A 12,689-nucleotide genomic window follows, 5' to 3' on the forward strand; every position below is an offset into this window, starting at 1 on the left:
GTCGGCACGCAGCCGTCACAGGGCGGGCACGCAGCGGCCGGTGCCCAGGGCGGCCAGGCCGGTGAGATCGCCGGCGGCGAAGTCGAGGACGTCGCCCCGGGACGTCGGGTACATCAGCTGCTGGTCGTCGTCGACGTGGTCCAGGCCGACCAGGTGGCCGAGCTCGTGCATCACGATGGCCTGCGCGATGGCCGTCCCGTTCCGGCGGTCGAGGAGCCGGGGGAACTGGCCGGCGTCGAGTGAGACCGTGCCGGTGACGAAGACCTCCGGGCCGTCGCCGAGCGAGACCGCCGTGCTGCCGCCCTCGCCGACGATCTCCCCCGCCAGGTGGGGGTTGGCCACGTCGGACTCCCAGGCGAACAGGACCGGCGCCCACCGGTCGCCGTAGCGGGCGGGCTGGAAGATCGGCCGGTCCAGCGTGCTCGCCTCGTCGGTCCCGCCGTCGTAGACGAACTGCAGGCCGGTCGCCTGCGACACCCGGGCGATCGCGGCGGTGATGACCGCCTCGCCGCCGGACGGCTGGCCGTCGGGGTGGATGACGTAGTGCACCGGCCGGCACGGGTCGTAGGCGACCGGCGTGACGCCGTCGGCCTGGAGGTCGACGAAGGCGTGGGGACCGCCGCCCGCCGGCGGCGGGGGCGGATGGCCGCGGGGCACGCGGGCGGCCTCGCGCCCGGCCGTCGGGCGCTCCTGCCCGGCCGGCGCCGGCGGCACCCCGGTCGGTGCCGCGCCGGGGATCCCGGCGGGTGGGACGGCGTCCGGCCCCGTCTGCCCCGGCAGCGAGCCGTCGGCCACCGCCGTCCAGGGGACCAGGTGGGGTCCCAGCAGGACGCCGCTGCCGAGGACGAGGACCAGCAGTGAGACGACGACGCCGAGGGCCCGGCGGGCGCGGCCGCGGCGGCGATGCGCACGAGGGACGGGCGGCGCGGCACGACGGGCGGCGTCGTCGAGCACCCACTGCGGCACGCGACCGCTCGGTGAGCGGGGCAGCGACCCGTCGTCGTCGGTCCCGTCGAGCTCCACAGGAGGATTGTCGGCCGATGAGGCCCCGGCCTGGAGCCGGCGGTCAGCGCGAGCGGAGGATCTCCACCCCAGGGCCGCTGAGATCGTCCAGTGCCGCCGTCCGGCCGGTGGTCGCGAGCATCAGCGCGAGCATCGGGCCGGACGCCTCCGGGCCGCTGCCGTGCGACCAGTCGGCGTCCGTCGCCCGCAGCGCGACGCCGTCGACCCGCCGCTTGCCGCCGATCAGCACGTTCGAGCCCGCGTAGAACTCGGTCACCTGCCGCAGAGCGTCCACGGGGTAGTCGTGCCGGATTCCCAGCGGGCGGCGGATGTCCTCGGCGTGCACCAGGGCCTCGCCCAGCCAGCTCGTCGTCGGCCCGGGGGGCGCCGACGTCGACGTCTCGACCGAACGGAACGCCGCGAGGGTGGCCGCCGGACCGCCGGCACCCTCCGCGGCGATGCGCTTGGCCGTGAACCGGCCGAAGTTGAACCCTGCGCCGAGCATCCCGACGAGGAACGCGGGCGGCGTCAGCTTCGCGGTGGAGACCATGTGGGCGAGGACCTCCTGCACGTTCCAGCCGGTGCAGAGCGACGGCGTCCGCCACTGCTCGTCGGTCAGTCCGGCGAGGTCGGCGGCCAGCGCCCGCCGCTCGGCGTGCACCACGGGCCAGATGTCGTTCGGCATGGCGTCATGCTGCCCGCCGGCCGGTCTGGGGTCGATGGGCGGGCTCAGGACTCCGCGGACCACCAGGCGAGCAGCTCGCGCTCGGCCTCGTCGCGGTCGAGCGGGCCGCGTTCGAGCCGGAGGTCCTTGAGGAACCGCCACGCCCGGCCCACTTCGGGACCCGGGCCGACCCCGAGCAGCTCCATGATCGCGTTGCCGTCGAGGTCCGGGCGCACCCGTGCGAGGTCCTCGGCGGCCGACAGCTCAGTGATCCGCCGTTCCAGCGAGTCGTAGGTGGCCGACAGCGCGGCCGCCCGCTTCTTGTTACGGGTCGTGGAGTCCGAGCGGACCAGCTTGTGCAGCCGGGGGAGCAGGTCACCGGCGTCGGTGACGTACCGGCGGACGGCGGAGTCGGTCCACTCGCCGCCACCGTAGCCGTGGAAGCGCAGGTGCAGGAAGGTCAGCCGCGACACCGCCTCCACGACGTCCTTCGGGTAGCGCAGCGCCGTCAGCCGCTTCCGGACCAGCTTGGCGCCGACGACCTCGTGGTGGTGGAAGGAGACCCGGCCGCGGGGGAGGTGCTGGCGCGTCGCCGGCTTCCCGATGTCGTGCAGCAGCGCGGCCAACCGCAGGACGAGGTCCGGCGACTCGGCGTCCGGATCGGCCCGCTCCAGCTCGATCGCCTGGTCGAGCACGGTCAGCGAGTGCGTGTAGACGTCCTTGTGCTGGTGGTGCTCGTCGATCTCCATGCGCAGCGCCGGCAGCTCCGGCAGGACGACGTCGGCCAGCCCGGTGGCCACGAACAGCTCGAGCGCCCCCCGCGGGGCGTCCTGCAGCAGTGTCTTGGAGAACTCGACGTTCACGCGCTCGGGAGTGATCCTGCCCAGCTCCGGCGCGAGCTCCGTCATCGCGGCCACCACCTCGTCGTCCGGGGTGAGCCCGAGCTGGGCGACGAAGCGGACGGCGCGCAGCATGCGCAGCGGATCGTCGGCGAAGGACTCCACCGCCGAGCCAGGGGTGCGCAGCCGTCGGGCCAGCAGGTCGCCGAGGCCGCCGAAGGGATCGGTCACCGTCCGGTCGGGACCGAGCGATACGGCCATCGCGTTGACCGTGAAGTCGCGGCGCAGCAGGTCGTCGATCAGCGACTCCCCCCACGCCACCTCCGGATTGCGCGACTCGCGGTCGTAGCGGTCGGCGCGGAACGTGGTGATCTCCACCCGCACGGGACCGGTTCCGGAGTCCACCTCGGCGCCGACCGTGCCGAAGGCGATGCCGGTGTTCCACGTGGAACGGGCCCAGCCGCGCAGCAGCTCGAGCACCTGCTCCGGGTGGGCGGACGTGGTGACGTCGAGATCGCCGGGCACCCGCGGCTGTCCGGAGCCCGCGGCGAGCAGGGCGTCCCGCACGGATCCCCCGACGAGATGGACCTCGAATCCCGCCTCCGTGAACCGCCGGCCCAGCGCCGTGAGCACGGGGGAGAGGTCGACGAGCTCCCGCACGGTCTCCTGGACGGCCGGGGGGACCGGCGCGACGGGGGGACGACTCGGGGGCGTAGCGGACACGACCAGCCAGGGTAATGGGAACGGTCGCGCTACCCTGCTGGCATGGCTGGGACGGGCGGGCGCGGGCGCCCCGGCCGCCGGCTGCGCCGGGTCGACGAGACCTCTGCCGGGGGCCTGGTGGTGGCCGACGACGGTGTCACCGGTCCTCGCGCTGCCCTGATCGGCCGCACCGACCGCCGCGGCCGGCTCCTCTGGTCCCTGCCGAAGGGCCACATCGAGGAGGGCGAGACCCCCGAGGACACCGCCGTCCGCGAGGTCGCGGAGGAGACCGGGATCATCGGCGAGGTCGTCGCGCCGCTCGGCATCATCGACTTCTGGTTCGTCGCCGACGGCCGCCGCGTGCACAAGACCGTGCACCACTTCCTGCTCCGCGCGATCGGGGGCGCCCTCTCCGACGCCGACATCGAGGTGACCGAGGTCGCCTGGGTGCCCCTCGACGAGTTGAGCGGCAGGCTGGCCTACGCCGACGAACGGGCACTGGTCGAGCGCGCGCCCGCACTGCTGGCCGACACGGCGTGAGCCGGACGGCGCTCCTGCGCGCCGCCGTCGCTCCGCTGCTCGCCGCCGCCCTGGGTCTCGCGCCGACGACGGCCATCGCGTCCGCCGCGCCCGTGCACACGGCCGCCCCAGCGGTCACCGCCGCGACACCCGCGGACGACGTGACCGACGACGCACGACCGGTCCGGATCGACGTCAGCCGCTTCGAGCCCCGCGTCGTGACGCCGGGTGCCACCGTGACCGTCACCGGCACCCTGACCAACACCGGCGCCGCACCGATCAGCGACCTCGCCGTGCGCCTGCAGCGCGGCCACGTCCTCACCACCCGCGACGAACTCGCCGGGGAGGCACGCGACCCCGACCCCTCGACCGCGGTGCTGCCCGACTTCCAGACCCTGCCGGACGAGCTGGCCCCCGGCCGGAAGAAGGAGTTCAGCTACACCGTGAGCGCGGACGCGCTGCGGATGGACCGCGACGGCGTCTACCCGGCCCTGCTCAACGTCAACGGCACCGTCGACGGCGACCAGCGGCGCGTGGGCGAGCTCTCCACCTTCCTGGTGCAGCAGCCCGTCGTCCCGGCGGCCCACACGGCCGTGGCCTGGCTGTGGCCCCTGGCCGAGCGGACCCACCGCGGACCCACCGGGAACTTCCTGGACGACGGCCTCGCCGAATCGATCGCACCGGACGGCCGGCTCGACCGCGCACTCGCCGTCATCGAGCGGCTGCCCGGCAGCAGTGCGCCGAGCGGGGCGACCGTCCCGGCCGTCCCCGTGGCGCTCGCGATCGACCCGGCGCTCGTGGAGGAACTCCAGCTGATGGCGGCCGGGCCGTACTCGGTGGGCGGCGTCGACGGGGCCGGGCGGGGCACCGACGCCGCCGCCTCGTTCCTGACCCGGCTGGCCTCCGTCGCCGCCGTCCATCCCGTGGTCGCCCTGCCCTACGGCGACGTCGACGTCGACTCCCTCGGCGTCGCCGGCCTGACCGACGTCGTGGCCCGCAGCCTCCCGGGCAGCCCGGCCGGCACCGCCCGGGATCCGCTGCCCGGCAAGGACGACGGCGTCGGGGCGACCCCCTCCTCCGCCGCGCAGACCGGCAGCGCCCCCGCAGACGACGCAGGACCCAAGGGCGCGGCCGGTGCCCGGATCCTGCGCGACGCCCTGGACGTCGACCCGCGCACCGACCTCGCCTGGGCAGCGGACGGCACGCTGCGGCCGGAGTCGGTGACCGCCCTGCAGGCCGGGGGCATCGACCGGCTCGTGCTCAGCAGCGCCGGTCTGAGCAACGGGGAGACCGCCGTCGGGCTGGCGGGCACTCGCGCCACCGCGCACACGTCCGTGACGACCGCGTCCGGACCGATCGACGCGCTGGTCGCCGACCCGACCCTCAGCGGCATCGTGGGCGCCGCCGAGCAGACGCCGGGCGGGGAGCGCATGGCCGAGCAGCGGTATCTGGCCGAGCTCGCGGTGTTGACCCTGCAGGCGCCGGCGGGTACCGAGCAGACCGTGCTGGTCGCCCCGCCGCGGGACGTGGAGGCCGGTCCCGAAGGGGCCGGCGCGATGATGGCCGACACCACGGGCCTGCTGTGGCTGCGGGCGGCGGGTCCCGACGAGCTGTTCACCCTGCCCGCCGCGCCCGCCGGCGACCTGGCCGCTCCCGCCGGGCCCGGACTCGATCCGGCCGGCCTGGCCGACATCGCGGCGGCCGAGACGCTGCGCCAGGACCTCGCCGGCGCCGTGGTGGGCGACCCCGGCACCGCCCTGCAGTCCTACGACGCCGCCATCGCCCGCGCGTCCTCGATCGCGTGGCGCGCCGACGGCGAGGGCTTCCGGAACTCCGCGCAGGCACTCCACACCGCGCTGGACCGGCTGCGGGGCCGCGTCACGCTGCTCGCCCCGGCGGACGGCACCTACAGTCTGGGATCCAGCGACGCCCCGCTCGTGCTGACCGTGCGCAACGACCTCCCGATCGCCGTCCAGGTCCTGCTCGAGGTGCACACCCGCGGACGGCGGGGGCTGTCCATCTCCGACATCGGCGTCCAGACCCTCGCCCCCGGCCAGCGGACGACGTTGCAGGTCCCCACCCGGGTGCGGCAGTCCGGCGGGTTCGCGGTGACCGCGCAGCTGACCACGCCGAGCCACGCCCCGCTGGGCGACCAGATCGCGTTGCAGGTCAAGAGCACGGCCTACGGCAAGGTCTCACTGCTCATCACGATCGGCGCCGCGAGCCTGCTCGCGCTGCTGTTCCTGCGCCGGCTGGTCAACTTCATCCTGCGCCGCCGCCGCGCGGCCGGGCACCCCCACGAGGGTGGCCCCGAGGGCGCCACGGGCGCACTGCCGTCGAACCGGAGCCCGGTGTGAGCGCCGGCCCCGAGGACGACGAGGCACGCGACGTGGCGCAGGAGGCGCCGCGCGCGCACCGGATGCCACCACCACCGCCGCCGCTGCCAGCCCGGCAGCGCAGCCGCGACAGCGCCTCGGCGCTTCCACCGCCGCCCTACCGCGCGGCCCCGCCGCCGTCCACGCCGTTCGGCGCCCCCGGGACGGTGTCGTCGCTGCCACCGGTCCCACCGCCCTACCGCCGTCCGCCGCCGCCTCCACAGGCGCGCAACAGCTGGGGTCCCATCGAGGACGACACCCAGGTGATGACCTCGTTGCCGCCGGTGCCGCGCGGTCCGGCGGCGGACGTCGCCGACGAGGAGATCGGGGCCCGCGAGGGAACGCCGGGCGCCAGCCGGGGCATCCTGCGCGCCGCGGGGACGATGGCCGTGGCCACGCTGGTGTCCCGGGTCACCGGGCTCGTCCGCACCGTGGTGCTGACCGCGGCGATCGGCGTCGGCGCCGTGGGCAACGCGTACAACACCGCCAACACGCTGCCCAACATCGTCTACGAGCTGCTGCTCGGCGGCGTCCTGACCTCGGTCGTCGTGCCGCTGCTCGTGCACGCCCAGGAGCGGGACCGGGACGGCGGTGCCGGCTACGCCCAGCGGTTGACCACGCTCGCCACCGCGGGCCTCCTGGTCGTCACGGCCGTCGCCGTCCTCGCCGCCCCGCTCCTGACCCGCGCGTACGGCATCACCGGCGATCCCGACCAGATCCGCCTGGCCAACTGGCTGGCGCGACTGCTGCTGATCGAGATCGTCTTCTACGGCATCGGCGCGCTGGCCCAGGCGATCCTGAACTCCCGCGACGTGTTCGGCCCGCCGGCGTGGGCGCCGGTGCTCAACAACGTCGTGGTCATCGCCACGGCGGTGCTGTTCATCAGTGCCAGCGGGCCGGGCCGGCTCACGCCGTCGACGATCACCCCCACGCAGGTCTGGCTGCTGGGCATCGGCACCACCCTCGGCATCGCCGTCCAGGCGCTCGTGCTGCTGCCCCTGCTGCGCACCGCGGGCGTGCCCCTGCGGCCGCAGTGGGGGCTGAAGAACACCGGCCTCCGCGAGGCCGGCAGCCTCTCGCTGTGGGTGATCGGCTACGTCGCGGTCAGCCAGGTCGGGGTGCTGGTCGCCACCCGCGCGGCGAACGCGGCCGGCAACGCCAAGGCGCTGGGCTCCCTGGCCTTCGCCAACGTGAGCCTGCTGTTCCAGATGCCGTACGGGATCATCGGCGTCGCGCTGCTGACCGCGCTCGTCCCGCGGATGAGCCGCGCCGCGTCCCGGCACGACGTCGACGGCGTGGTCCGCGACCTGTCCCTCGGCACCCGGCTCTCCGCGCTCGGCCTGCTGCCGGTCACCGCCGCGCTCATCGTGCTGGGCCCGGCGCTCGGCACCCTCGCCTTCGCCCGCGGCCGGGTCACCCTGGACCAGGCCGCCTCGATGGGCACCGCGCTGTCGGTCGGCGCGTTCGGGTTGCTGCCCATGGCCGTCACGTTGCTGCAGCTGCGGGTCTTCTACGCGATGAAGGACGCGCGCACCCCCACCTTCATCCAGGCGGGCATGGTCGCCGTCCGGGTGCCGCTGCTGCTGGCCGTGCCGGCGGTGGTCGAGCCCCGGCACGTGGTCGCGGGGCTGATGCTCGTGACCAGCATCACCTACGTGGCGGGGTGGGTGATCGGCGACCTCGCGCTGCGCCGCAGACTCGGCGGGTTGGCGACCAAGGAGACGTTCGAGCCGGTGGCGCGCATGATCGCGGTGTCGGTCGTCGCCGGAGCGGCGGGCTGGCTCGTCCTGGAAGTGATCGGTGACCTGCTCGGCACGTCCGCGGCAGGCTCGCTCGGGAAGGTGCTGATCGGTACCGTGGTCATCGGCGGCGTGGCTCTGGCAGGTCTCGTGGTCGCCCGCGTACCGGAGATCCGTGAACCCCTGGCTGCCGTCAGGGCTCGGACGGGACGCGGATGACCGGGTCTTCGCAGGAGGCGCCGCCGCCGCAGGAGCGCTCGCTCCCGCGGTCGGTTCAGGACAGGGGGTCGACAGTGTCGATGACATCGACGACCACCGGACTCCCCGACCGCTATCGGCCCATCGACCAGGTGGGCCCCGACGAGCCGACCCCCACCGGCGTCATCCAGTGCTGGCGGGCCAAGGACCGGGTGCTGAACCGGGACGTCGCCATCCGTGTGCACACCCCCGCCGGCCCCGCCGCGCACGGCTGGATCAGTCGCGCGCTGACCGCGGGCGGACTGGCCACCCCCGCGCTCGCGATGGTCTACGACGCCTCCGAGGGCACCGGCGATCCGCAGGCGCCCGGAGGCGCCGCCTACGTCGTCAACGAGTGGATCGACGGCGAGACGCTGGCCGAGCGGCTCAGCCGCGGCCCGCTGCCCGACCGCGAGGTCCGCACCGTGCTCCGCCGGCTGGCCGAGGGTGTCGCCGAGGCGCACCGGGTCGGGCTGGCCGTCGGAGGGCTGACGCCGGAGAACGTCGTCCTGCGCCCGAACGGCCTGGTCGGCCTGCGGGCGGTGCCCGCTGCGACCGGCACGATCGACGGCGACATCGTCGCCCTGGGCGCGCTCCTGGAAGCCTGCCTCACCGGCCTGGCACCCGGCGGCGGCCCCCGCCCCCTCACCGGCGCATCCGACCTGGTGGCCCTGGTCCGCCGTGCCCGCTCGACCGACGCCGGCCAGGGTCTGTCCAGCGTCGCTGCCATGGCCTCGCTGCTCGCCGAGCGGCCCCGGTCCGGCCCGGGCGGCTCCGGCGGCGTCCAGCACCGCACCGAGCCACACCGCGACGACACCGACAGCGGGTGGCTCCGGCGGCTGCGCGAGCGCCGTCCCGAGGCAGCTCCGGTGCCGGTGAGCTCCCCGGCCGTCGACCTCGTCGACGAGGCGGACGCCGTCCGGCTCGACCCGCAGACGCTGCCGCCGGTGCCCTCGGTGCGCCCGGTCGGGCAGCCCGGGGGTGCCCTGCCTCCCGCGGCCCTGGGCGGCGACACCATCGCCGCCGGCAGCGTCGCTCCTCAGGCCGGCGCCTACGCCGCCCCCCGGCACGGCGCCGCGGAGGAGCGGTCGTGGGCCGGCACGGGGGAGAACTTCCTGGCCGACGACGGGTACGGCGGTGGCTACGACGGTCCGGTGACCGGCGAGACCGACATCGACGAGGACGGCGCCCGGCGGCACCGGCTCGTGGTCATCGGCCTGCCCCTACTGGCTCTCGCCGTGGTCATCGGCCTGGCCTGGTGGGTGGGTTCCACCCTGCTCGACGTCACCAACTCCGTCGACAACGTGCAGGGCTCCACCCCGTCGGTCAGCGCGCCCGCCAAGGCCTCGGCTGCGCCGGCCGCCGGCGCGGCCGTGTCGGTCGTCAGCGGCAAGGTCTTCGACCCGCTCGGCGACGGTGAGCCCGAGAACGACAAGAACATCCCGCTCGCCTACGACGGCGACCCCTCGACGTCGTGGTCCACCCTGGAGTACCGGGGCTCGCCGAACTTCGGAAACCTCAAGGACGGCGTGGGCATCGTCCTGGACCTCGGCGGTTCGCAGGCCCTCTCCGGCGTGACCATCAGCACCACCACGCCCGGCGCGAAGGTCGAGGTGCGCACCGCCGATCAGCCCGCGGACTCCCTCGACGGCTTCAAGACGGCCGCGAAAGCCACCCTCGACGCCACCAGCGACGTGACCTTCGACAAGCCGGTGAAGGCGCGCTTCGTGCTGATCTGGATCACGAGCCTCGTGCCCAGCGACAACGGTTTCTCGGCCGACATCTCCGAGGCCGCGGTCCACGCCGCGGGCTGAGGAATGCCCCACCTACGATCCTCGTTGTGCCGCCCGTGACGAGTTCCCAGCCGACCCCCGGACCCGCCGTGACGACGGTCGAGATCACCGACCCCACGATTCCGCCGGCCGAGCACGACGGCGTGCGCGACCTGATCATCATCGGGTCCGGCCCCGCCGGATACACCGCTGCCACCTACGCCGCGCGCGCGAACCTCCACCCGCTGGTGTTCGAGGGTTCGCAGTTCGGCGGTGCGCTGATGACCACCACCGAGGTGGAGAACTTCCCCGGCTTCCCCGACGGGATCCAGGGCCCTCAGCTCATGGACGACATGCGCACGCAGGCCGAGAAGTTCGGCGCCCAGCTGGAGCCGCGCGACGTCACCGAGGTCGACCTGACCGCCACGCCGAAGGTGGTGAAGGTCGGCAGCGAGGTGTTCCTCGCCCACGCCGTCATCGTCGCGACCGGATCGAAGTACCGCTACCTCGGCCTGGAGAACGAGGCCCGGCTGCTCGGGCGGGGCGTCTCGGCCTGTGCCACCTGCGACGGCTTCTTCTTCCGCGACCAGGACATCGTGGTCGTGGGTGGTGGTGACTCCGCGATGGAGGAGGCCACCTTCCTGACCCGGTTCGCCAAGAGCGTGACCGTCGTCCACCGCCGTCCCGAGCTGCGGGCCTCCAAGATCATGGTCAAGCGCGCGCAGGACAACGAGAAGATCCGCTGGGAGCTCGGCAAGCAGGTCACCGACGTACTGGGTGAGACCACGGTGGACGCCGTGCAGCTCACCGACGTCGAGAGCGGGAGCACCGAGACGCTCCCGGTCAGCGGGCTGTTCGTCGCGATCGGCCACGACCCGCGCAGCGAGCTCTTCGTCGGCCAGTTGAAGGTCGACGACGCGGGCTACATCCAGGTCGAGCACCCCAGCACCCGCACCAACATCGACGGCGTCTTCGCCTGCGGCGACGTCGTCGACCACATCTACCGCCAGGCCATCACGTCAGCCGGCACCGGCGCGGCCGCGGCGATCGACGCCGAGCGCTGGCTGGCCGACACCTTCGACGAGCGCTAGAAAACGACCCCGGCATAGAACTATCAGCTTTCGGGTTCACCAGACAGGCAACATCGCCAGTCGACTAGAGGGAGAACGACCCATGGCAGGCAACACCGTGACGGTGACCGACACCAGCTTCGCCAACGACGTGCTGGGCAGCGACAAGCCCGTGCTCGTCGACTTCTGGGCTGAGTGGTGCGGCCCCTGCAAGATGGTCGCCCCGGTGCTCGAGGAGATCGCCGCCGAGCACGGCGACAAGCTCACGATCGCCAAGCTGAACATCGACGAGAACCCACAGATCGCCCGCGACTACCAGGTCATGTCGATCCCGACCATGACCGTGTTCCAGGGCGGCAAGCCGGTCAAGAGCATCATCGGTGCCAAGCCCAAGGGCGCGATCCTCAACGATCTGGCCGACTACATCGGCTGAGCGTTCACCACACAGCGTCACCTCGGGCCCACCTGTCCACCCGGACCGGTGGGCCCGCCGCTCGTCCGGGTGGACCCCGATGGGCCGTCCCGGGTCGCGGGGACGACAATCGGCACACGATGGGAACCGACAACCAGATGGAGCCGCTGGGGCTCGGGGACCGCGGTCCGGCGGTGGCCGACGTGCACGCCGCCCTGCGCAGCCTCGGACTCCTGCCCGACGACGACGGCACCACCGAGGCGCGGCCGCACAGCGCGATGGCCACCCTCCCCGACATCGCCCTCGCGGCCGCCGAGTTCGACGCGGTCACCGAACTGGCCGTCCGCCACTTCCAGCAGGTGCGCGGCCTCTCGGTGGACGGCCGCGTGGGCGAGGAGACCTACCGGGCGCTCAACGAGGCCCGGTGGTCACTCGGTGACCGGCTGCTGCGGTACGACCCCGAGCGCCCCACCCGCGGTGACGACGTCATCAGCCTGCAGGACCGCCTGCACGAGCTCGGCTACGACGCCGGCCCCGTCGACGGGATCTTCGGTCCGGAGACCGAGATCGGGCTGCGCACGTTCCAGCGCGACTACGGGCTGACGGCGGACGGCACCTGCGGCCCCGCCACCCTCCGTGCGCTGCGCCAGCTGGGGCGCAAGGTCACGGGGGGGCGCCCGCAGCTGCTGCGGCAGAGCGCGTCGTTCGTGGAGAGCGGACCCCACCTCATCGGCCGCCGCATCGTCATCGACCCCGGCCACGGCGGGGACGAGACGGGCTTCACCGAGGGCGAGACGACCGAGGCCGACCTGGTCTTCGACCTCGCCTCCCGCATCGAGGGCCGGCTCGCGGCGGCGGGTGCGACGGTCTACCTCACCCGGGGCCGCGACCAGAACCCCTCGCTGGCCGAGCGCACGGCCTTCGCCAACGACGCCCGCGCCGACCTGTTCCTCTCGCTGCACGTGGAGGCGCACGCCTCCGAGCACGCGCGCGGCGTGGCCAGCTACTACTACGGCACCGGATCCGGTGCGTCGTCGACCGTCGGGGAGCAGTTCGCCAACCTCGCCCGCCGCGAGGTGCTGGCCCGCACCGGCATGCTCGACCTCGGCTCGCACCCCAAGACGTGGGACCTGCTCCGGATGACCCGCATGCCGTCGGTCCGGCTGGACTGCGGGTACCTCTCGCACCCGGTCGACCGGCTGCTGCTGCTCGACGCCCGGGTGCGCAGCGCGGTCGCCCAGGCTGTCCTGGCCGCCGTCCAGCGCCTGTTCCTACCGGCGGAGGCCGACCCGCCCACGGGCACGTTCACGCTCCCCGAGAAGGTGTAGCGGGGCGTCCCGCTCGGCCCGGGTAGCGGC

Annotated in this window: 10 protein-coding genes; 7 read left to right on the top strand and 3 right to left on the bottom strand. The window is 74.1% G+C overall.

What is annotated here, in order from left to right:
- Positions 1 to 15 precede the first annotated feature (15 nt).
- The 3 genes from AC2H4J_RS21240 to AC2H4J_RS21250 are packed head-to-tail and all read right to left on the bottom strand — an operon-like array spanning position 16 to position 3,165.
- A complete protein-coding gene (locus tag AC2H4J_RS21240; RefSeq protein ID WP_487466905.1) occupies positions 16 to 1,023 on the bottom strand; it encodes a matrixin family metalloprotease in 1,008 nt (335 codons plus the stop codon).
- Between the two features lie 43 nt (positions 1,024 to 1,066).
- On the bottom strand, positions 1,067 to 1,687 hold the full coding sequence (locus tag AC2H4J_RS21245) for a maleylpyruvate isomerase family mycothiol-dependent enzyme (protein ID WP_487466906.1): 621 nt from the start codon (positions 1,685 to 1,687) through the stop codon (positions 1,067 to 1,069).
- Positions 1,688 to 1,731: 44 nt separating this feature from the next.
- Positions 1,732 to 3,165 (bottom strand): CCA tRNA nucleotidyltransferase, encoded by a 1,434-nt coding sequence (locus AC2H4J_RS21250; RefSeq protein WP_487466907.1) that lies wholly within the window; start codon positions 3,163 to 3,165, stop codon positions 1,732 to 1,734.
- 105 nt (positions 3,166 to 3,270) lie between these two features.
- On the opposite strand from AC2H4J_RS21250, the gene AC2H4J_RS21255 reads away from it, so the two are divergent.
- The 7 genes from AC2H4J_RS21255 to AC2H4J_RS21285 all read left to right on the top strand — a co-directional run bounded on the left by AC2H4J_RS21255 (position 3,271) and on the right by AC2H4J_RS21285 (position 12,659).
- Entirely contained in the window at positions 3,271 to 3,747 is a 477-nt protein-coding gene (locus tag AC2H4J_RS21255) for an NUDIX hydrolase (RefSeq protein WP_487466908.1), read from the top strand.
- Positions 3,744 to 6,083: a DUF6049 family protein gene (locus AC2H4J_RS21260; RefSeq protein WP_487466909.1), complete on the top strand. Its 2,340-nt coding sequence runs from the start codon at positions 3,744 to 3,746 to the stop codon at positions 6,081 to 6,083. Before AC2H4J_RS21255 ends, AC2H4J_RS21260 begins: the two co-directional genes overlap by 4 nt.
- Positions 6,080 to 8,059 carry a murein biosynthesis integral membrane protein MurJ gene (murJ, locus tag AC2H4J_RS21265; protein ID WP_487466910.1) on the top strand — a complete coding sequence of 660 codons (1,980 nt, stop codon included), beginning with the start codon at positions 6,080 to 6,082 and terminating at the stop codon, positions 8,057 to 8,059. The genes AC2H4J_RS21260 and murJ overlap by 4 nt, the downstream gene beginning before the upstream one ends.
- Before the next feature lie 80 nt (positions 8,060 to 8,139).
- Entirely contained in the window at positions 8,140 to 9,891 is a 1,752-nt protein-coding gene (locus tag AC2H4J_RS21270) for a hypothetical protein (protein WP_487466911.1), read from the top strand.
- Positions 9,892 to 9,959: 68 nt separating this feature from the next.
- Positions 9,960 to 10,940: a thioredoxin-disulfide reductase gene (gene trxB, locus AC2H4J_RS21275; RefSeq protein ID WP_487466912.1), complete on the top strand. Its 981-nt coding sequence runs from the start codon at positions 9,960 to 9,962 to the stop codon at positions 10,938 to 10,940.
- Positions 10,941 to 11,022: 82 nt separating this feature from the next.
- Positions 11,023 to 11,352, top strand: a complete 330-nt coding sequence (trxA, locus tag AC2H4J_RS21280) for a thioredoxin (RefSeq protein ID WP_487466913.1) — start codon at positions 11,023 to 11,025, stop codon at positions 11,350 to 11,352.
- A gap of 119 nt (positions 11,353 to 11,471) precedes the next feature.
- On the top strand, positions 11,472 to 12,659 hold the full coding sequence (locus AC2H4J_RS21285; protein WP_487466914.1) for an N-acetylmuramoyl-L-alanine amidase: 1,188 nt from the start codon (positions 11,472 to 11,474) through the stop codon (positions 12,657 to 12,659).
- Positions 12,660 to 12,689 lie beyond the last annotated feature (30 nt).

This window comes from Blastococcus sp. OS1-29 (assembly GCF_057628075.1).